Annotated in this window: 16 protein-coding genes; 7 read left to right on the forward strand and 9 right to left on the reverse strand. The window is 64.5% G+C overall.

The genetic code is table 11. The features are described 5' to 3' along the window. Nucleotides 1-21: 21 nt before the first annotated feature. Complete coding sequence (locus DM450_RS22370; protein WP_142639248.1) at nt 22-2,724, reverse strand: DUF5695 domain-containing protein; 2,703 nt, start codon at nt 2,722-2,724, stop codon at nt 22-24. 257 nt (nt 2,725-2,981) lie between these two features. Further along, on the reverse strand, nt 2,982-3,734 hold the full coding sequence (yaaA, locus tag DM450_RS22375) for a peroxide stress protein YaaA (protein WP_142639250.1): 753 nt from the start codon (nt 3,732-3,734) through the stop codon (nt 2,982-2,984). Between the two features lie 160 nt (nt 3,735-3,894). Here yaaA and DM450_RS22380 point away from each other — a divergent pair, with 160 nt between their 5' ends. Further along, complete coding sequence (locus DM450_RS22380; protein WP_260610530.1) at nt 3,895-5,001, forward strand: aromatic ring-hydroxylating dioxygenase subunit alpha; 1,107 nt, start codon at nt 3,895-3,897, stop codon at nt 4,999-5,001. A 31-nt stretch (nt 5,002-5,032) separates the two neighbouring features. Then, the gene (locus DM450_RS22385) at nt 5,033-5,773 is read left to right on the forward strand and encodes a GntR family transcriptional regulator (RefSeq protein ID WP_142639252.1); all 741 of its coding nucleotides are present in this window, start codon (nt 5,033-5,035) and stop codon (nt 5,771-5,773) included. Between the two features lie 312 nt (nt 5,774-6,085). Here DM450_RS22385 and DM450_RS22390 read toward each other — a convergent pair whose 3' ends face one another. Further along, the gene (locus DM450_RS22390) at nt 6,086-8,317 is read right to left on the reverse strand and encodes a fused MFS/spermidine synthase (RefSeq protein ID WP_260610532.1); all 2,232 of its coding nucleotides are present in this window, start codon (nt 8,315-8,317) and stop codon (nt 6,086-6,088) included. Further along, the gene (locus tag DM450_RS22395) at nt 8,304-9,050 is read right to left on the reverse strand and encodes an SDR family oxidoreductase (protein WP_142639256.1); all 747 of its coding nucleotides are present in this window, start codon (nt 9,048-9,050) and stop codon (nt 8,304-8,306) included. The genes DM450_RS22390 and DM450_RS22395 overlap by 14 nt, the downstream gene beginning before the upstream one ends. A gap of 247 nt (nt 9,051-9,297) precedes the next feature. On the opposite strand from DM450_RS22395, the gene DM450_RS22400 reads away from it, so the two are divergent. After that, complete coding sequence (locus tag DM450_RS22400) at nt 9,298-11,430, forward strand: TonB-dependent siderophore receptor (protein ID WP_142639258.1); 2,133 nt, start codon at nt 9,298-9,300, stop codon at nt 11,428-11,430. 404 nt (nt 11,431-11,834) lie between these two features. Here the strand turns inward: DM450_RS22400 and DM450_RS25950 are convergent, their stop codons facing one another. The 3 genes from DM450_RS25950 to DM450_RS22410 are packed head-to-tail and all read right to left on the reverse strand — an operon-like array spanning nt 11,835 to nt 13,341. Beyond that, complete coding sequence (locus tag DM450_RS25950) at nt 11,835-11,990, reverse strand: hypothetical protein (RefSeq protein WP_185928814.1); 156 nt, start codon at nt 11,988-11,990, stop codon at nt 11,835-11,837. After that, nucleotides 11,983-12,534: a hypothetical protein gene (locus DM450_RS22405; RefSeq protein ID WP_142639260.1), complete on the reverse strand. Its 552-nt coding sequence runs from the start codon at nt 12,532-12,534 to the stop codon at nt 11,983-11,985. Before DM450_RS22405 ends, DM450_RS25950 begins: the two co-directional genes overlap by 8 nt. Nucleotides 12,535-12,537: 3 nt before the next feature. Further along, the gene (locus DM450_RS22410) at nt 12,538-13,341 is read right to left on the reverse strand and encodes a TIGR02391 family protein (RefSeq protein ID WP_142639262.1); all 804 of its coding nucleotides are present in this window, start codon (nt 13,339-13,341) and stop codon (nt 12,538-12,540) included. A 67-nt stretch (nt 13,342-13,408) separates the two neighbouring features. Between DM450_RS22410 and DM450_RS22415 the strand changes: the two genes are divergently transcribed. Then, nucleotides 13,409-14,416 carry a hypothetical protein gene (locus DM450_RS22415; protein WP_142639264.1) on the forward strand — a complete coding sequence of 336 codons (1,008 nt, stop codon included), beginning with the start codon at nt 13,409-13,411 and terminating at the stop codon, nt 14,414-14,416. 220 nt (nt 14,417-14,636) lie between these two features. On the opposite strand, the gene DM450_RS22420 is transcribed toward DM450_RS22415, so the two are convergent. Then, on the reverse strand, nt 14,637-15,110 hold the full coding sequence (locus tag DM450_RS22420; RefSeq protein WP_142639266.1) for a MarR family winged helix-turn-helix transcriptional regulator: 474 nt from the start codon (nt 15,108-15,110) through the stop codon (nt 14,637-14,639). Nucleotides 15,111-15,220: 110 nt separating this feature from the next. Between DM450_RS22420 and DM450_RS22425 the strand changes: the two genes are divergently transcribed. Then, nucleotides 15,221-15,649 carry an organic hydroperoxide resistance protein gene (locus DM450_RS22425; protein WP_142639268.1) on the forward strand — a complete coding sequence of 143 codons (429 nt, stop codon included), beginning with the start codon at nt 15,221-15,223 and terminating at the stop codon, nt 15,647-15,649. A 300-nt stretch (nt 15,650-15,949) separates the two neighbouring features. On the opposite strand, the gene DM450_RS22430 is transcribed toward DM450_RS22425, so the two are convergent. After that, the gene (locus DM450_RS22430; protein ID WP_142639270.1) at nt 15,950-18,574 is read right to left on the reverse strand and encodes a UvrD-helicase domain-containing protein; all 2,625 of its coding nucleotides are present in this window, start codon (nt 18,572-18,574) and stop codon (nt 15,950-15,952) included. A 117-nt stretch (nt 18,575-18,691) separates the two neighbouring features. Here DM450_RS22430 and istA point away from each other — a divergent pair, with 117 nt between their 5' ends. Together istA and istB are read left to right on the forward strand one after the other, a co-directional pair. Then, complete coding sequence (gene istA / locus DM450_RS22435) at nt 18,692-20,206, forward strand: IS21 family transposase (protein WP_142639272.1); 1,515 nt, start codon at nt 18,692-18,694, stop codon at nt 20,204-20,206. Continuing rightward, nucleotides 20,193-20,921 carry an IS21-like element ISSsp4 family helper ATPase IstB gene (gene istB, locus DM450_RS22440; RefSeq protein ID WP_013831348.1) on the forward strand — a complete coding sequence of 243 codons (729 nt, stop codon included), beginning with the start codon at nt 20,193-20,195 and terminating at the stop codon, nt 20,919-20,921. Before istA ends, istB begins: the two co-directional genes overlap by 14 nt. Nucleotides 20,922-21,074 lie beyond the last annotated feature (153 nt).

The following is a 21,074-nucleotide window of genomic DNA, read 5'->3' on the forward strand; positions in this document are numbered from 1 at the left end:
GCCCCGACCGATTTTCGCCGGTCAGCCCTTCACGCCAAAGATCCGCGTGGAGCGGCTGCCCCGGGCAATCTGGATCTCGAAATGACCGGGTGCGACTTCACGGGCCTCGCCGGAGGCGGTATGCAGCCGTATCCCCGCGTCCTTGCCCGCAGGGGATGAAACGATCATCCGCACGCTGCGCGCCGGGCCCTGCGCGTGTTCGATGACCGCTTCCCATGCGCTCAGATCAGGTTTCAGGGCAATCGAGGCGTTGGCGGCAAAGCGGCATCCGCCCTGCACTTCAAGGTCGAGCCCGGCCGTGCCAAGGCGGGCATGGAAACGGCGGCGCACCCCATCGCGCGGGCTGACGAGCAGGCGGCCCTGCTCTTCGCGGAACTCTCCGCCCATCGCGATCCGGCCGAAAAGATCATCATCGACCAGCGTGGTGCGCGCCGCGCGCAAGGCCCCGCAAAAGCCCAGATCGATCTCGCACGCGTAATACCATGAGCCGTGCCGGTGGGGCTGGTTCAGCCATGTCTCACCCAGGGCGGCGGGCTCGAAACCACCGCCCGCGCCGCCATCATTGGCAGCGCCGGGATACCAGTAGCCATAGCCGCTGTCGGGCGTGCCGCTGTTGAGCAAGGCCCAGCTGCTGAGCGCGGCGGCATGGCCCAGACGCAGCAGGGGGCGCGGATCGTCGACGTCGTGAAGCGCATGGTCGAGGATCGCCCAACCGCCCATCTGCGCCATATAGCTGAGCGTATAGGCATCGCCAGCAGACGCGCGATAATCCGAGCCGAGGTAGTAATAGGAGGGCTGCAACCACCCGCGGCAGAACAGGTTCGCCTCCATCTGGGCGCGGTTGAAGGCGCGGACCTTGTCGGGCGCAAACCGCTCCGGCCGGTCCATGCCATAGCGGGCGATCGCCTGCGTGGATTCAAAGCCCGTGGAATCAAAGGCATATTCCGAGACGTAGAGGTCGCTCACCTCATTCACGAAATGGTGGACCTTGGCCTCCCACAAGGCGGCAAGCTCCTGGGCCTCATCCTTGCGCCCTTCGCGGCGCAGCGCATCGATCACATCGGGGATCACCAGTTCGTTGTAATAGCCGATCGAGTTGGCATCCCAGTCCGCGACCTGCCTGGGAATGACAAACATCGCCCTGGCCGTGCCAAAGGCGCGCTCCAGATAGGTGGCCGCCGAAAGGCGCGTACGCACGTCGGGGTGGTCGCGGGCGATCCGGTACAGCGAGAAATACATCACGGCGATGTGCGGGTAATCATAGACGCGCCAGATGTGCATCTGCCCGCGCGGGCCCGGATCGCTGCTGGTGCGGTTGCGGTGCCAGTCCGGAATGCCGTAAATGCCATAGGCCTGGCTTTCCGCTGTCGAGCGTTGCAGGCCGCCCCAGACGAAATGCTCGACATAGTCATCGAGCGCATCGATCTCGGCCTGCACCGGGAACTCGGCATTCTTGGCGGCGAGAAAGGCCGGTTTCGACAGGCCGGGATCATCGCAGGTGACTTCGTAGATCCGCCAGCCCGTGATGCGGTCGTAGTTGTCGGGCCCCAGGAGGGTCTGCGTCTCCATGTTCCATTCGGCCAGAAGCCCGTTGTACCATGCCGCGGGATCGCTGTGCCGGTGGGCGGCGATAAAGGCCCCGCGCTTGGCGATCATCGTCTCGACGGCCTGCGTAACGAAGAATTCGAGCGTGGTGATCCCGCCGTCCGCCTGACGCACGGTGATATGATTTTCGCCCAGTCGCTCGAAACGCAGGACATAGACCTGGCGGTTCGCGCGCTGCCCCGCCGCCGCGATCCTCGTCTCGGCCCCATGTTCGGCGATCAGCGCCTCCACCGGCACGCGTGAGCCAAACGAGAGGCGGACCTCGCTGCCGACAGGCACCGTCATGCCGGGCACGACCTCGACATCGAGCAGGCCATGGTCGGCGATGGCGCGCCGCATGGCATCCTGGCCATCGACGAGGAGAAAGCGGACGCCCATCTCGCGGCTTTCGCCCGCCGGAACGATCAGGCTGCTGGCAGGAAGGCGCCAGCGCGACCCCGCCTTGCGGACAGCGGCGACCTGGGCGGCGGCATGGAAATAGACGCGGTACAGATCGGACGAGTCCTTGGGCGCATCCCAATATTCAAGGGAAGAGCCCTTCTCGGGCAGCATGGCGAGCCAGGGCTTGCTCACATCCTTGTGCCGCCAGAAAACATGGGAAGACTGGCCCGCGATAAAGCTGTGCTTGAGCAAGGCGTCCGGGTCTTTGTTGGTATCGTCGATCCTGTTGATCGGCAAAGGCAGCGCCACGTCGCCAAACTCGACGGGAGCGGCGGTGGCGTTCTCGATCCTGACCAGGACCTTCAGGCATTCGCCATCGAGCAGGAGCCGGCAGGAGAGGCTCACCCCCTTGGCGAGCGGGTACTGGATTTCAGCCCCTTGCCCGGGCAGCGCCTCTATCGCCCCTGACATCCCGGCGGTATCAAAGCGCGACCACGCCCCCCCTTGCGTGCGCCACACGCCGCACAGGTTGCCCAGCCTTGCCCCCGCTTTCAGAACATCGCCGCTCAGGCGCCCGCTCGCATCGCGCAGGCTGGTGATGCGCCCCTTGTCGCGGCCCACGATGAAACGCCCGCCGGGAATGGCCAGCGTTTCGCTCACCTGACGCACCTGTGGCGTGGCGGCACGAAGCGGCCGCGTAGTGGCCATGGCCAGAGCGACAAGGCTGCTGCCCAGCATGGCGCGGCGATTCACCCTGGCGGCTGTGGCAAAGGGGACCACGGGGTGTGATCGACGGATTTTGAACATGTGCCGGCTCCATAGCTATGTGCTCGGCTGTTCAATTCAGGGGAACGACAGCGCAAACCTCAACAGAATGGTATTTAGTATACCATGCATGTCAAGCTCTGGCATGATCGCGGGGTAAGGGAGGTGCTAGGTCTCCTCGAACGCTCCGCCCGGGGCGCCGATCACAACGGCCCAGGTCCCGCGCGCACTCACGCGCGGGTGAACCGCCAGCGGTCGGGCTCGCTCGCCTCTTCATCGAAGCGATAGCCGTCGCTGTCGAAGCCGCGCATCGCCTCGATGTCGGTGATGTGATGCTCGCACATCCAGCGCGCCATCATCCCGCGCGCGCGCTTGGCGTTGAAGCTGATGAAGCGCGGACCGTTCGGTCCGGGCTCGCGGAAGTCGACGTCGACCACGCGCAGACCTTCCAGCTTGCCGGAGACCGCCGCGAAGTACTCCTGGCTGGCAAGGTTGAGCACCGCGCCCGAACCCTCTTCGGCCACCTGCTCACGCAAGTATGCGGCGATGCGGGAGCCCCACCAGTCGGTCAGGCTCTTGTGGCGCGGCGCCCAGCGGGTGCCCATTTCCAGCCGGTAGGGCCGGATCATGTCGAGCGGGCGCAGCAGCCCGTAGAGGCCCGAGAGCATGCGCACGTGATCCTGCGCGAAGGCGACGCCCGCCTCGTCCAGCGTATGCGCCTCGAAGCCGGTGTAGACGTCACCCGCAAAAGCGAAGAGCGCCTGGCGTTCGGGCAGTTCGGGGAAGTCGCGATAACGGTCCGCGTTCAGCTTCGCCAGCTTGGGCGAGATATGCATCAGTTCGGACAGCCGCTTCTGCGTCAGGTTCGACGCCGAACGGGCAAGGCCGAGCGCTTCCTCGGCAAAATGCGGGATAGTCGCGGCGAGGGGCGGCAGCACGCGCTCGAAGTCGAGCGTCTTGGCGGGAGACAGCAGGGCGATCATGGCGAGAGGCGGTAGCGATGGCGCGCGGCGCCGTCAAACCGGGGCGTTATGCCCGCTTGGCAAACCCTGCCCGGCCCTACCCTTCTGTTGCCCACCCATGTTGACATTGGATCCAATTAGAGGTTTATTGGATCCAATAAACAAGAATCAGGAGTGGACGGTGGAAGGTGAAACCCAGACCATGACCCGGGCGGCCGACAGGCCGGCACCGGCCAAGCTGGCGCCATGGCCCCGCAATGCGTGGTACGTCGCCGGCACGCCCGACGAGATCGCCGATGGCCCACTGGGCCGCACGATCTGCGGCGAACGCATGGTCATTTTCCGCGGCGCCGATGGCGAAGTGGCCGCGCTGGAGGATTTCTGCCCGCACCGCGGTGCGCCGCTGTCGCTGGGCTTCCTGCGCGATGGCGAACTCGTCTGCGGCTATCACGGACTGGCGGTGAACTGCCGGGGCAAAGTCGCCGGGATGCCGGGGCAGAAAGTCGGCGGTTTCCCGTCTGCCCGCCGCTTTGCAGCCTTGGAGCGTTACGGCTTCCTCTGGGTCTGGCCCGGAGACGCAGACAGCGCCGATCCGGCCGCGCTCCACCCTCTCGAATGGGCCGAGAGCGACGAGTGGGCCTATGGCGGCGGCTACTACCACATCGCCTGCGACTACCGGCTGATGATCGACAACCTCATGGACCTGACGCACGAGACCTATGTCCACGCCAGCAGCATCGGCCAGAAGGAGATCGACGAGGCGCCCGTGCGCACCCGCGCGGACGCCCGCGAGGTCGTCACCAGCCGCTTCATGGACGGCGTGAAGGCCCCGCCATTCTGGCAGATGGCGCTGCGCGGTGCCGGTCTTCCCGCGGACGCGACGGTCGACCGCTGGCAGGTCTGCCGCTTCTCCCTGCCCAGCCACGTAATGATCGAGGTCGGCGTCGCGCTGGAAGGCCGGGGCGGCTATGACGCACCGGACGCGGTCAAGGCCTCCAGCATCGTGGTCGATTTCATTACCCCGGAAACAGAGACCAGCCACCACTACTTCTGGGGCATGGCCCGGCGCTTCGCGGTCGCGGACACGGCGCTGACCGACACCATCCGCGAAGGCCAGGGCAAGATCTTCGGCGAGGATCTGGAAATGCTCGAAAGCCAGCAGGCCAACCTCTCGCGCTGGCCGGAGCGGCGCCTGCTCAAGCTCAACATCGATGCCGGCGGCGTCCGCTCGCGGATGATGATCGATCGCGCCATCGCCGCGGAATCGCCATCGTGCACCGGGGTTTGACAGAAACGCCCGTCACCGGCGAAAGCGGGTCATGGACACTGCGGACCGTACCGAAGCCAAGCCCGCCCCCAGGGCGCCTGACAGGGTGAAACCCGGCCAGCACGTGATCATCTCGCTGCGGCGGATGATCGCGCAAGGCCGCTTCGCCCCCGGCGAGCGCATCGGCGAGATCGCCACGGCCGAAGCCCTCGGCGTCTCGCGCATGCCGGTGCGTACCGCCCTGCGCGCGCTGGAGGCGGAAGGACTGGTCGAGAAGCTCGGCGCGCGGGGCTATGCGGCGCGTTCGATGACGGCCGCCGAAGTCGAAGGCGCGATCGAAGTGCGCGGCGTGCTGGAAGGGCTCGCCGCACGCCGCCTCGCCGCGCGCGGCCTGTCCGCCGCCGAGGCCGTGCGCTTTTCCGAGTGTCTGGCGCGCGGCGAGACGATCTTCGCCAAGGGCACGCTGGCACAAGACGAGGTGGACGCCTTCCACGACTACAACCGCGCGTTCCACGCCCTGCTGGTGGCGGCCAGCGGCAATCCCTCGATCGCAGAGGCCATCGCCCGCAACGATCACCTGCCGTTCGCCTCGTCGTCGGCGCTTGCGCTGGAAAGCGATCCGGCCAGCGAGTTTGCCCATCTCCTGGCCGCTCACCGCGACCATTGTGACGTGCTGGATGCCATCACTCACCGCGACGAGGAGCGCGCCGAACGGGCGATGCGTGCCCATGCCCGCGCGGCGCTTGGCAGTGAACGCCTGTTCCGGCGGCTGGCGCCCCAAGAGTCCGTTTGAAAATCCGCCGCAGGCGTATTTTGGCGGCACCGACGCTCTAAAATCTTAGGTCGTAAACTCATAAACGGCACCATCGAGGCGCCCAAATGGCGAACAGCTCGGGCCGAAGTTGCCGCCGGGCGGGCTGGTTGCCCGTCCAAGGCAGCTTCGGTTCGAGATGGAAGCCATTTGGGCGCCCCTTCGGGGTTTGACCAAAATGGCCCAGCGCTGCGTCGGGAAGTCTCGAAATATCGACATATTCCAGCGCCTTCCCTCCTGCCGCTGAGCCATTTTGCCGCAAACCTCGATGGTGCCGTTTATGAGTTTACGACCTTAGTTGGCAAAACTCTCCCAGCGGATGAACGGCAGGATCGAGGCGTGGTCATCGCTCCATGCCTTGGCGCCGGTATCCTCCAGCGGTGTCCAGGGATGGCCCGGACTGCTGCGCACCAGCGCCTCCAGTACCCCGGCCTTGCGCGACAGCGCGATCCAGCGCGAGGGCGTGTAGCGATCCCGGTCGGCAGGGTTGTCCAGCCGCGACAGCGCCGCCAGCCCGCCGTCCCGGGCATTGGCGGCAACCACCGGTTCGAGGTCGATGTAACGGTTGGAGATGTGCAGCATCAGTAACCCGTGCGGGCTCAGCGCGCGGGTATAGACCGCCAGCGCCTCGCGCGTCAGCAGGTGGACGGGGATGGCGTCCGAGGAGAAAGCGTCAATCACCAGCACGTCGAACGCGGCGGGCGGCAGCTTGCCCAGTTCCAGCCGGGCATCACCGATCACGACCCTTGCCTGCGGCGTGCAGTCGCGCAGATAGGTGAACTTTCCGGAGGTCGAAAAGCGCAGGATTGCCGGATCGATCTTGAAGAACGTCCAGCGCTGCCCCGGCCGGGCGCGGCAGGCGAGCGATCCGGTGCCGAGGCCGACCACCCCGACCCGCGCATGCGGCCCCTCGATCGCCGGTGTTGCCGCCAGCGCCAGCCAGACACCGGAACCGGGGCCGTAATACGTCAGCGCATCGCGGGCATGGGCGGGATCGAGCGACTGCTCGCCGTGCAGCGTAGTGCCGTGCGCCAGCGTGCGCATGCGCTCGCCCTGGCGGTCGTGGACGGTGTAGATGCCGAAATAGCTGCGCGTCCGCTCGCCCGACAGCGTGGCGCGGATCGTCCAGATGCCGCCTTGCGCCACCATCGCCAGCACCAGCACCGCCGCGAAGGCCCCCCGCCATGCCATGACCATCACCCCGGTGCCGACGAGGAAGATCGTCAGTCCCATGGCGACCAGCCCGTCCTCCGCGCGCAAGGCATACTGGTCGAGCTGCCAGCCGAGGAACGCCGCGAAAGCCAGCAGCATGACGAGGGCGATGCGCGCGGGGCCGCGGTCGATCGCATCGCCCTCGGACCAGCGCAGCAGCGGCTCCAGCGGCATCAGCAGGGCCGCTGCCAGGACCAGCAGCGGATGCTCCCAGGCCCAGTCGAACACCAGCGGCGCCACGAGCGCGGTGAACACCCCTCCCAGCACGCCGCCCGCCGACATCGCGAGATAGAAGCGCGTCAGTTGCGCCGGGCCGGGCCTCAGGTCGTAGAGGCGGCCATGCAGCGCGCTCGCCACGCAGAACAGCAGCAGGCACGTCCCGCCCGCGGCCCATAGCGTGCCCGATCCGTTCGACAGCATCGCATAGCTGCCCGCAAACAGCACCACCACCGGCGCGATCCGGGTCACCGCCCGGACCGGGCCGCGCCGGTCCGCAAAGGCGGTCACGAAGCTCAGCAGATAGAGCCCCAGCGGGATCACCCAGAGCAGCGGCATCGCGAAAATGTCGGTGGTGAGATGCGTGGTGGTCGAGAGCATCAGCCCGGAAGGCACGGCCGAGAGCAGGAGCCAGAGGCCCACGGTGCGCCAGCCGGGCGCGGGCCCTGCCGCTTCCTCCGGCACCGGCATATGCGCCGAAGGCTGCGCCCAGCGGCTCGCCCCGGCCAGCGCGACAAGGAGGACAAGCAGCGCAAAACCGCCGGTCCAGACAAGGCTCTGCCAGCGCAGCGACAGCAGCGGCTCGGCCAGCAGCGGATAGGCGAGTAGCCCTGCGAAACTGCCGAGGTTGGACGCCGCATAGAGCGCCCATGGCGCCCCCGCCTGCGGATCGGCGGCGAACCAGCGCTGCATCAGCGGCGCCTGCGCGGAGACCACGAAAAACACCGGGCCGATGCTGAGGCCCAGCAGCAGCGGCACCCACAGCGCCTCGGGCAGGCCCGGCAGCGGCGGCAAGGCGACCAGGCCGACCGGCAGGGTCAGCCCCGCCAGCACCAGCAGCCCAAGATGGACCAGCACCTGCCGGCGCAGCGACAGCCGCCCCAGCGCATGGGCATAACCATAGCCTGCCAGCAGCAGCGCCTGATAGACCAGCATGGCGCTGTTCCAGACGTTGGGCGCCCCGCCGAGGCGCGGCAGCGCCATGCGCGCGACCATCGGCTGGACAAGGAACAGCAGGAAGCTGCCGACCAGGATCGTCGCGACGTAGAGCCCCCGCGCCGCGCCTGTGCCTGCCTTCACGGATTCAGAAGTGCGCAAGATGCCCGCCATCGACGCCCAGGACCTGTCCGGTGACGTAAGACGCCTCCGGCGAGGCCAGGAACAGCACCGGGCCAACGATCTCCTCGGGCCGCCCCCAGCGCCCGAGCGAGGTGCGCCGGGCAAGGTGCTCGGCAATCGCCGGGTCGGCCACCATCGCGGCATTGGCCTCGGTCGCGAAATAGCCGGGCGCCACCGCATTCACGGTGATCCGGCGAGGACCGAGTTCGGCGGCCAGCGCCCGGGTCAGTGCGTCGAGCCCGCCCTTGGCCATCGTGTAGGCGGCATCGCCCGAACGCGCGATCTGCCCGGCGATCGAGGTCACGTTGACGATGCGCCCGCCCTCGCCCATCGCCGGAGCCAGCGCCCGGGAAAGTTCGAAGGCGGCGACGAGGTTGACCTCCAGCATCTGCCGGACCGCGGTCCGGTCCAGCTCGGCGAGCGGCCTGCGGTCGCGGTGTCCGGCGTTGTTGACGAGTATCCGGATCGGCCCGTGCTCGGCCTGGGCGGCGGCGATCGCGCGGTCCATCGCGGCTTCCTCGGCCAGGTCGAAAAGCACCGGGAAGGCACTGCCGCCTGCGGCACGGATCGCCGCGATCACCGGCGCTGCCCGCTGCAGACTGCGGCCGTGGACCAGCACCGTCGCGCCCTCCGCCGCCAGCCCCGCGGCGATTTCCCGCCCGAATCCGGCGCTCGCCCCGGTGACCAGCGCGGTCTGTCCGTCAAACCTCACGGCACGGCTCCGGGGAGGGCCGAGGAACCGAGAGGCTGAAAACGCGGGAGGAATCTGTTCATGCCTCCCGATACCTGCGGCAGCGCCGGAGGGCCAGCACCTTGGCGCCGCCCGAGAGTGACCGAGGCGCCACACAAACAGGGCACAAGGTACCGTTCGCACCACAGGACGTTGACTTGGCGCCGCTCCCGCCTAAGAAGCAGGCCTTGTTGCGATTGACTCGCAGTTGCATAAACAGGAGGAAACGGTGATCGACACCAAGGGGCGCCACAACAGCACATTCATCCGCAACGGCGCATCGCGCTGCGCGCTGGCCGTCATGGCATGCAGCGCCCTGCTGCCAATCACGGCGCATGCCGATGACGCCGACGCTGCCGGCAAGAAGTCCGACCGCGACATCGTCGTCACCGGTTCGGTGCCGCAGGACTATGTCGTCGACTCGCAGGGCAGCACCACCCGCCTCGACCTTTCGCTGCGGGAAACCCCGCAGGCGGTATCCGTCATCACCCGCGCCCAGATCGAGGACTTCGGCCTCAACACCGTCGACACCCTGCTGCGCCGCGCCACCGGCGTGAACGTCGACAGCGCCGAGACCGACCGCACCTATTACAACGCGCGCGGCTTCGACATCGTCAACTTCCAGTTCGACGGCATCGGCCAGCCGCTCAGCTACGGCCTCCAGAACGGCCAGATCGACACCTCGATCTTCGAGCGTGTCGATGTCGTGCGCGGCGCAACCGGCCTGCTGTCGCAGACCGGCAACCCGTCCGCAGCGATCAACTTCGTGCGCAAGCGACCGACCAAGGACCTCGGCGGCTACGCCAGCCTCAGCTATGGCTCCTACAACGAGGTGCGCGGCGATGTCGACGTCAACACCCCGCTTACCGAGGACGGGGCGATCCGCACGCGCTTTGTCGCCTCCTATCAGGACGGCGATTCCTACCTCGATTCCTACCACACCTCGCGCCTGACGCTCTACGGCGTCGCCGCCGCCGACCTCGGCCCGGACACCGTCGCCACGGCCGGCTACTCGTGGCAGGAAAGCGATCCGCGCGGCGTTACCTGGGGAGCGCTGCCCTTCGTCTACGCCGACGGCTCGGCGGCGCGTTACAAGCGCTCGGCCAGCACCGGCCAACCGTGGACACGCTGGTATTCGCTCGACCGCAACCTGTTCGGCGACATCACGCACGATTTCGGCGGCGGCTGGACCGGCAAGGTTTCGGTCCTGCGCCGCGCCCGCAATCAGGATTCCAAGCTGTTCTACGTCTATGGGGCGCAGGACACCACCAGCGGCGAAGGCCTTTATTCCTGGCCGGGCGCCTATCTCGACAGGCTTCGCGAAACCACCATCGACGCCAACGTGACCGGCAAGCTCGCCATCGCCGGCCGCGAGCATGACGTCGTGCTGGGCGTCAATTACGGCGAATCGCGCCTTGTCGAACAGGAAGCCAGCGATGCCGACGCCATCGGCGTCTCGCTGCCCGGCAATGCGGCGTTCGACGGCTCGTTCCCCTACCCGGACTTCGGTGACTACAGCGTCGCGGCCGACTACACGACCAAGATCACCAGCGCCTACGGATTGCTCCGCCTGTCGCTGGCCGATCCGCTCAAGGTCATGCTGGGCGCCAACGTGACCAACGCCAGGCGCACGGGAACGAGCTACGATACGCCCTATGCCTTCGACAAGACCAGGTTCCTGCCGTTCGCGGGCCTGACCTTCGACCTGGCGGGCAACATCACCGCCTATGCGAGCTATGCGACGATCTTCAGCCCGCAAGTCTATCTGACGGCCGATCGCTCGAACATCGCTCCGCTGGAAGGCGAGACGTACGAGGCCGGCATCAAGGGTGAATGGAATGACGGCAAGCTCACCGCGGCCATCGCCGTCTTCAAGACCAGCGAAGACAATGTCGCCGAATCGATCGGTTTCGACACCGATCTCGGGCAGACCCTCTACAAGGGCGTGAACGCAAAATCGCACGGCGTCGAGGTCGATCTGGCCGGTGAAGTCCTGCCCGGCTTCCAGGTTTCGGGCGGCTATGCCTGGACCGACATCGAGGACGATGACGGCAACAACGCCCGCGCCTTCATCCCCCGCCACACCCTGCGCATGAGCGCGACCTACACGCCGCAGTTCCTCCCCGCCCTGCGCATGGGCGCCTCGGCCCGTTACCAGAGCAAGATCCACAACGACTACATCGAGCAGGACGGTTATGCGATCGTCGACCTGATGGCCCGCTATCAGGTAACGAACAACGTCTCGCTGGCGGTCAACCTCGATAACCTGACCAATGTGAAGTACTGGACCAGCCTGCAGTGGGATCAGGCCTACTACGGCGCCCCGCGCACCGTGCGCGGCACGCTGGGCGTGAGCTTCTGAGCCGCCGAACCGCACGCATCACAAGCTTCAGTCGGGCCGAATGGCCCGACTGAAGCATGCCGCACGGTCTGCTCGCCGATCTTGCAACGCAGGCGCGCCCTTGCGCACACGGAGCAAGCCGAAGAACCGGCAACGGCAACGCTACCCCGCCCACCACGCTCGTCCACGCGGCAGACGGCTTCGACGCGTTCAGCCCGAGCGCAAGGCAAGGACAGAACACACGAGCATTATGCCATCGTGCATTGGCTAGCTTGGGCCGGTAGGCGACTGTCTGGATCGGAGCCGGGTTGCGAGGATAGCTGACATTCACGTGGAACCTGTAGCCGATCAACCCCGGCCATATTGAAATCTTCACCGAACGACTGATCTCGACAAAAGCCGGCGTCAGCGGAGCGGGAAATAGCCTAGCGGAACAGGTCGCGGTAAATCTCACGGATCGTCTTCCACTCAGCAACATCGGCATTGATGCGGTTTAGCGGCTGGATCTTATGCCGCACCTCTGCCTTCGATAAGGCTTTCCAAAATATCGCCGAGCCGCGCACACCCTCCGCGTTAGACATCGCCGCGGAGCTCCATGACGGCACCCTCGCACCAAGTCGTGATGATCCAATGTGTCTGAAAAAGTTCATCGAGGTCGACAGCGACTCCAACATAGGGCTTGCCGCTTCGATCCGACGGGTAGCGGAAACGATCGGCGAACGGGTCGAAGGCCTGCACCTGCGCGATCATCGACCGCACATTACGGGCGAGATCGTCGTCGTCGACGCAACCCTCTTCGGCTCGGATGTCAAGCAACTGCTGGAACAGCTTGTCGAGATCGTGCCCCGGCTTTCCGTGGATTGCGCCAGCCAGATCAAGGATCGCTGACTTGAGCGCCAGTTCGACGCTTTGACGCCACAGCGAAAGCAACGGCCGTTCTAGCAAACCGGAAGTGTCGACACGCGCCAGATCCCACAGCGCTTCGAATCCCCGCTCGAAGCTATAGGACACGAGATCCCACGAACCTGCCATGAGGTCGCTCGTCAAATCGCGCACGAACGGCTGAAGTGTGGGCTGCATCTGCACGATTTCTTCGACGAGATCATTGCGACGCTTATACGACATGGGCTACCCTCGCGGCGGCGGCATGACGGCCGCGTCAAGACGACGATGGATCAACGAGACCAGCGTTAGCAGGTCTTCTGCGTCGCTCTTGGTCATCGGCCATTTAATCCGCGCCTCATGCGCAGTCGGGTTACGAAACATGCCGAATGTGCCTCTTACGAGATTGGCGAAACCGCTTTGCTCGCTGCGTTCGCTGACACTGTTTCGGGCATTGATCGCCAACATAGGCGCATCCCCTCCGAAGACACGGTCTACGAGAGTTGCCCCGTCGTCATGCAAGCCGGTCCTCACCCGCATTTTGTCGGCGACACTCTTCACCGCCTCCTGAACAGCATGAAAATAATTGTCGGCGAGAAGTTCGGCGCGGCAAAAGCGGAGCACATCGGGATGGACGCCCCGCGTTTCCAGATCGAGGCGAAGCTCGCGAGCACGTCGCTGGGCCTCAGGAAGAGTCGCGGCAGCGGCAGTCGATTGGAGATCGCCAGACTCGAGAACTACGAGCCCCGCAAAGGCGAGTGCCTGATTCAGCTTCGCGCGCAGCGGCTCGAAGCGATGCGGTTCGCGAATGTAACGCGCGGGTTTCATCGCATGGCGTATGAAGCCGAGAACCAGCCGGCGATCCTGTCTTCGATTCTGGGCTTCCGCGAGCGCTTTGTAGATGCGCTGCCACTTGGTAATCTCGCCGGGGTCGACCATCTTGCAGGTGGCGATCAGCATCGCAATTTCTTGGCCCCGCAAGCCTTCCTCGGTATCGCCAAGTGCGCCGGCGATGGCTTCTAGCTGTGCCTGAGAAAAAAGTTGTGTCATCAGCAATCCATATCAAAGGGCAACTCGGTAATCACCTGCCCGCGTGCGCTGTGAAACTGGAAGCTGGATGTCCGAGGGCAACGATACTAAAGATCAGAGCGGCTTTGAGGAGGTCCCGGACGTTCCGGTCCACGTCCTCAATACCTATTCTCGTTTGTGGCAGCTCGAAACCTGGCTACGGACCATGGTCTATGTCGAGCTGCGAGCGTTGCTTGGTAATGATTGGGCGAAAGGCCTTAACCCCAACTCCAATTCGTTCCAGGCCGACAAATCTCTGGCCCATATGCCAACGCCCGAGATGAATGCGCTGAGCTACGCCCAGCTCAGCAAATTGACCGAGCTTATCGCGAACCATTGGGATTGCTTCTCGGTTTATCTGCCGCCCAAAGACCTCTGGGACGCGAAGCTCAGGGAGGTGGCGCAGATTCGTCATCGGGTAGCCCATTTCCGGGTGGGCCATGTCGATGACTTAGCGCGCCTCAAGCAATTCCTCCGCGACATCGACAAAGGCTTCTGGACGTTCTGCACCAGCTATAATGACATGAACGCGGTCATACCGCAGGAGAGCGACCCGATCGCCAAGCACTTCCTTCCATTTGATCCGCTGCCGTGGGTCGAGGTAGAGGAGAAGACGTGGGCTCAGGTAGGCTTCCGCGACAAATCGTTAGTGGTAGGATTGAGCATGCGATCACAGCGAAGACCATGGTGTCGGGAACCGCTAGAAGCGGGAATGCCGGGGCACCTCTACGATTTCTACATGTTCGCCCAAGACGGTCGGACTTTCGATCTGCCCTACCTTCTGGAGCGGACACGCACCCAGCACCATCACCTCGTCCATCTCTGCCTCGACGACATGGATCACTCTGTCCGCTTCACCGTGCCTGCTATACTCGGAGAGAATATGATCAAGGGGATCGTGCAGTCATGGTACGACATGGCGGTGAGTGCCTGCCGCCGGTCGCCACTCCGTCCACCCTCTGATCTCGCGGATCGTTGGCCCGAATATGTGATTGGCTCATCCAATCCACTCACCTTTCTCGCCCCCTCCATGCCGTGCTCCTTCTTCGGGGTTTGAGGAGGCTCGTTTCACGTCGAGCCTGGGAGAAGAGCTTTAAGCGAATCCACGAATGACCGGTGTCAACATAATTAGGCGTTCCCAATTGAGGCGCCAATCGGCAAGAAGGTCCCATTCCCGATCATAGCGGACTGACCGCTCATTTTCCTGCCACTTTTCCAATTGAACGTCTTGGATGGGCGCAAAGTCCCGTTAAATCGACAGCCTTAGCCAAAGAGCCTCAGCGCGCGCCCGCCTGCAAGTTGCCGCGCAGTACCTTTAGCTGGTCGTTGAGCGCGATCAGTTCCTCCACCGCCATGCCGGTCGCTTCCAGCACTTCACCGGGCACGCAGCGCGCCTCGCGCAGCACTTCGCGGCCTTGCGCCGTCAGCGCAAGGCGCACCACCCGTTCGTCGGCGGTGTCGCGGCGGCGGGTCAGGAGATTGCTTGCCTCAAGCCGCTTGAGCAGCGGGGTCAGCGTGTTGGATTCGAGGAACAGCGCCTCGCCCAGTTCCTTCACCGTCTGGTCGTCCCGCCGCGAGAGCGCGATCAGCGTGATGTACTGGAGGTAGGTCAGCCCCAGCCGATCGAGCAGCGGCTTGTAGAGCCGATTGAACGCCAGCCCGGTGGAATAGACCGAAAAGCACAGGAACTGTGCCAGCGGGCCTTCGGGATTGGCGATCAGGTCGTCGAGGTTCGGAGCTGCCTGGGTCATGCTCCACATATAAATCGCGCACGATTTAATCGCAATCCTTGACACGAATCGCTGTGACGAGCATTTAGATCGCACACGATCTAATCGCTAACGACCAAAAGGAGCCTACCATGTCGATCAATCCGCTCTACAAGACCAGCGCCACCGCCACCGGGGGTCGCGACGGCCAGGCCCGCACCGATGACGGCCGCTTTGCCGTCACCCTCGGCACCCCCAGGGAACTGGGCGGCAACGACCAGGGCAACAACCCCGAACAGCTTTTCGCCTCGGGCTATGCGGCCTGCTTCCTCGGTGCGATGAAGTTCGCGGCCAGCCAGGACAAGGACCTGCCCCGCGTGCCTGCCGACGCCAGCGTCAATGCCGCCGTCGGCATCGGCCCGCGTTCGGACAAGGGTTTTGGCCTTGCCGTAGCCCTGGTGGTTTCGCTGCCGGGCGTCGATCGCGCCGCCGCCGAAGCGCTGGTCGCGGAAGCCGACACCATCTGTCCCTACAGCCACGCCGTGCGCGGCAACATCGAGGTCACGCTGTCCGTCGCCTGACCTGCGGTTGCGACACCCTGCGTGTCAACCGGCGCGCAAAACTGCCCCCCCCTATCGGCGCCCAATATTGACCCCACCTCTGGGTAGTGCGGCGGTTATCCCGGTAGTCGATAGGAGGGGCCCACGGACGACGACGCGCACGCTGTAGCCTCATGCTGGCACAGCGTGAGGGCTTTCCCGTCTGGACGAGCGATCTCGCTCGGAAAACCTTTGCCAACAGTGTCGAAGTCAGCTTCGTGATGATCCGTTTGCCCGAGGTATTACCTCCCCAGTCTGGCGGCTCGCCCGCTTTGCTTTGCCTCAGCGCAGACGTCCGGCGATAAGTACGGCATAGCCCCAGTTTACTGAGTCAGATGCGGTTGCTGCCTCGCCTGGTTCCTGCGGATGGAACCGGATCACGCCGCTGACTTTCAAATCCGCATCGCGGCTGCCTGTACCGAACTTCCTGGCGACGAAACCGATCTGCCGCAGTTCGCCGGACGGGCTGCGATGCATAAGACCCTTGCCCGCGCCCATACCGGAACCGCCCAGTTCGATGCGATCACCGACGCGGACTTCACGCTCGATATAAGCTTGGCATTGTGCGGGATCCGAATTGAAGGCGCTGGCACTCATCGCCCAGCCCAAGCCAACCTCTTCGGGTGATCCCTCCAGCACCAGCCCTTGCATGGGCAGGCCGGCAAACGGCACCGGGCGCCGCCGCGCCCAGCACGCTTCGCGGTCGCCCATGAAGTACCACAGTCCGCGCTTGGCCCTCGTCATCGCAACATAGACCAGGCGGGCCTCTTCAGCCGAGGCGCCGACCAGATCCGGCGCTTCGCGGTTGCCCGCCATGCCAAATGGTGTGACGGAGGGCAGCACGACCACATTATCGAACTCCAGCCCTTTGACCTTGTGGATAGTCGAGACGGTCACCGATGGACTGCCGGCGGTATTGCCGGACAAGCGGATGATATCGTCGCCGTGCATGCCCTCAATGAAGCGGATCAGGGTGGAGATGTGGGGAAATTCGCGCTCCTGGCAGCATAGGTCCCAAAGCGCCTCGATCCCGTCGATGCGGTTCGGCGTGTCTTCGCTGCATTCGGGAATCTTGGTGGTCTGGCGGAAGGTGCCAACCAGCTGCCTTTTGAGGTCGTCCGTCAACGTTGCGTCGCGCTGTTCCAGTTCGCGGTTCAGGAACTCCAGCCACAGCGCATGATGGCGCAACGTAGCCGTGCGCAGGTTGGCAGTGCCTTGCACACGGATGCCGGGGATGTGCGGTTCCAGCAGGCGATGGGCCTGCGCCACTTCCGCGTTTGAGCGGCACAGGATCGCCAGCGTCTCGCCGCCCCGCGCCTCGGACTGCTGCCAGATTGCGGGGACTTGCGCGACCGCTTCTTCGAATGACTGACCGTTCCAGTCCACGCGTTCGACGGAGACGGCTTCAGGTGCAGCCTGGCTTGCAGTCAGGAGCGTCGTCTTGCGCCGGCGCGATCGCTCGTTTTCGGCAAAGAACGCGGCGATCATCTTCTGGCTGCGGTCGACGATCTGCCCGGCGGAGCGGAAATTTACCGCCAGCAGGAGTTGCGTCAGCGTCTCGCCGCCGAAATCCGTAACGAAGCGATCGAAATACTTTTCGGAAAAGGCGCCGTCCGGGCGGTTCCAGCGCAGGATGTCCTGATCATCGTCGCCGATCACCATCACCCCTGCGCGTCCCTCGCTACCCCGGTGAAGGTTGCGAAGGACGGTGTAGATGTCCTCGGTCACGTCCTGGAACTCGTCCACCAGGATGCAGCGCACGTCCCCGGCAACAGTGCGGCGGAAGGCCTCGTCGGCTTCCATGCGACGAGCGAAGGTCGGGAGCACGGTTTTCATGTCCGTTTCGCTCTGGTCCCCGCCGTCGCGCCCGAGATGGCGCAAGGCGAAGGAGTGGATCGTCGAGACGCGCACCCTCGACGCGTGCGCGGCATAACCGAGCGACTTGAACAGTTCGCGGATGCGCCGCCTGATCTCGAACACGACCGCGCGATTGAAAGCCAGGACGACGATCTGCGAGGGCTGAATCCGCTGTTCGCGGATCAGGTGGGCGATGCGCCCGACAAGTACGAATGTCTTGCCCGCGCCCGGCCCAGCGTTGACCAGCAGGTGCTGATCGAAAGGATGACTGACCGCCTGCCACTGGGCTGGTTCTTCTGATTGGCGGAACCGGTCGAACAGCTCCACCGCCTTGGTCGCACGCAGCTGTTCCTGCATCTGCGCGATGCGGCTGCCGGTCTGCCCGCCCGTCCCCTGTTCGCTTTCTTCGGGCTCGATTTCGCCCAGTTGGGTTTCGAGAAAGTCCTTCAACTGCCCGGCGTCGGGCTTCTCGAAATAGCCCCTGATGAAGCTATCCTGCGCATCGGGTCGCAGATTGGCGAAAACTTCCATCGCCAGGTTACGCGCTTCGGCAAGATCATTGATCTCGGTGAGTTCGCGCCAGACCGCCTCCTCGTCAGTTTCACCTTCATCGCGAAGCAGGACGACGTGCGAGAACTCGCGAAGCTCGGCGGACATGCTCACCAGCTTCAGGGCCGAGAGCAAACCGGCAGTCTGCTTCAGCGCGATGTGGCTGAAGCGCTTGTGTGCGTTTGCAGCGCGGACGCGATCGATTACCTCGGCAACCGCGATCTTGTCCTGCAGCGTGCGAACGACCGCAAAAAGCGACTGCGCCCCGGCGATCAGCGCCTTCCGACGGGCCATCGCGTTGACATTGTCCGAAACGGCCAGTGTTGCTTCCCATGGCACCGTCTCGTCAGGCATCACGATCTGTTGCAGCTTGACGTCGCATGCCCGCAGCACCGTGCGCAATCCGCTGATATAGGCCGCTTCGATATCCCGGTTGCGCGCTTCCAGCTTACGCATTTCCGCCCCGGTAGGTTGCTTTCCATCCGGCATGGGCGCCTGCATGTGTGGAGCGGCGTGCAAAATTGACCCCCTTAGCGGGGTGATCGGCGTCTAAAATTGACCCCCTTCATCTCATTGTGAGAAGCGCCGCCGTTTCGGTTCCGGACGGCGGGTACAGGGATGTTGGTTGTGGAGACGATTACGAGGATCCGTCGGGAGCACCGGGACGGTAAGCCGATCAAGGCGATAGCGCGGGATTTGCGGCTGTCGCGCAACACGGTGCGCAAGGCGATCCGGGCGCCGAACGCGGATGCCAGTTACGAGCGCAAGGAACAGCATCGGCCGCAGACCGGCCCTTTCAGCACTCGCCTGGAAGAACTGCTTGAAGAGAACGAAGGGCTGCCCCGGCGTGACCGGCTTCGCATGACGCGGATCCATGATCTGCTTCAGCGCGAAGGGTTTGGCGGCTCTTATGACGCTGTGCGGCGCTATGCTGCACGCTGGAAGCGTGAGCGTCGCGTTGACGCCGGCGATATGACCAAGGCGTTCATCCCGTTGATGTACCGGCCCGGCGAGGCTTACCAGTTCGACTGGAGCCATGAGGACGTCGAGATCGCCGGCAAGCCAATGCGCGTGAAGGTCGCGCATATGCGGTTTTGCTGGTCACGGGCACCATTTGTCCGTGCCTATCCTCGCGAGACGCAAGAGATGGTGTTCGACGCACATGCCCGCGCCTTTGCCTTCTTCGGTGGGATTCCGACGCGCGGCATCTACGACAATATGAAGACGGCGGTGACGACGGTGTTCACCGGCAAGGAATGCCTGTTCAACCGGCGGTTTCTGATCATGACGGACCACTATCGCGTTGAGCCGGTGGCCTGTAGTCCTGCCGCAGGGTGGGAGAAGGGTCAGGTCGAGAACCAGGTTCAGACCAGTAGGGAGCGCCTGTTCAAGCCGCGCCTGCGCTTTGCCAGCCTCGAGGAACTGAACATCTGGCTGGAAGCCGAGTGCCGGCGCTGGGCGGAACGCAACCAGCATCCTGACCAGGAAGGCATGACGATCGCGCAAGCGCTGGAGGTGGAGCGGCCGATGCTGCAACCGCTACCGGTTCCCTTCGACGGGTTCTTCGAGAGCGAACACGTAGCCAGTTCGACGTGCCTCGTGAGCTTCGATCGCAATCGGTACTCGGTGATGGCAAAGGCGGCCCATCAGGCTGTGCAGGTGCGGGCCTATGCAACGCGCATCGTGATCCGCTGCGACGGCGCTGTCGTGGCCGAACACGAACGGGTCTTCGGCCGGAACCAGACAATCTTCGATCCATGGCACTACCTGCCCATCCTCGCCCGCAAGCCCGGTGCGTTGCGCAATGGTGCTCCCTTCCAGGACTGGGCTCTCCCACCTGCACTGGCCCAATTGCGGCGTAAGTTGGGCAAGGGCGACGATGCCGACCGGCGCTTTGTACGCGTCCTCGCCGCTGTCCCCGAAGATGGCCTGGAGGCTGTCGAGGCCGCAGTGCGCGAGGCACTCAGCGCCGGTACTATCAGCGACGAGATCATCCTCAACATCCTGTCCCGTCGCCGCGAGCCTCATGATGCCCAGGCTATGGACGTCGTCGTCAACCTGAAGCTCAAGCATCCGCCAGAGGCGAACTGCGGCCGCTACGATACCGTGCGAGACCTCGATGCAGCGGCATGAGATCATGGCCGCCCTCAAGGGGCTGGGGCTCAAGGGCATGGTGGCGGCCTTCGATGATGCCGTCACCAACGGCATCCGCCGAGACAGAACGGTCATGGAGATGTTGGGCGACCTGTTGCGTGCGGAGACGGCGCACCGGGATGCGGCATCGATCCGTTATCGCATGACCGCAGCCAAGCTTCCGGCGATCAAGGACCTGGATGGGTTCATGTTCGATGGCACGCCGATCAACGAAGGACTGATCCGCTCGCTTCATACGGGCTCGTTCCTGCCGGAACGGCGCAATATCGTGCTGATCGGCGGAACAGGCACGGGCAAGACTCATCTGGCTCTCGCCATCACCGCCGCAGTGGTGCGCGCCGGTGCCAGAGGCCGATACTTCAATACGGTCGATCTGGTGAACCGGCTTGAGGAAGAGGCTCGCCTGGGCAAGGCCGGCAGCCTTGCCACCCAACTCTCGCGGCTTGATCTCGTGGTGCTTGACGAGCTCGGCTACCTGCCGTTCGCCCGGTCCGGTGGCCAGATGCTCTTCCACCTGATCAGCAAGCTCTACGAAAAGACCTCGGTCATTATCACGACCAATCTCGCCTTCGGCGAATGGCCGAGCGTCTTCCACGACCCCAAGATGACCACCGCTCTTCTCGATCGCATCACGCACCACTGCGACATCATCGAGACGGGCAATGACAGCTGGCGGTTCAAAAACCGGAACTGAGCCGAAAACCCCTTCCCCCGGACCCCCATCCCCGGCGGTTAACCCGGTGGGTCAACAGGGACCTCCCACGGACGCCGCCGCCAGCACACCTGACGGTGCGCGTCGTCGTCCGTGGGCCCCTCCTATCGACTACCGGGATAACCGCCAGACTAC

The sequence above is a fragment of the Sphingomonas sp. IC081 genome, from assembly GCF_006874585.1.
In the GTDB taxonomy this organism is placed as follows: domain Bacteria; phylum Pseudomonadota; class Alphaproteobacteria; order Sphingomonadales; family Sphingomonadaceae; genus Novosphingobium.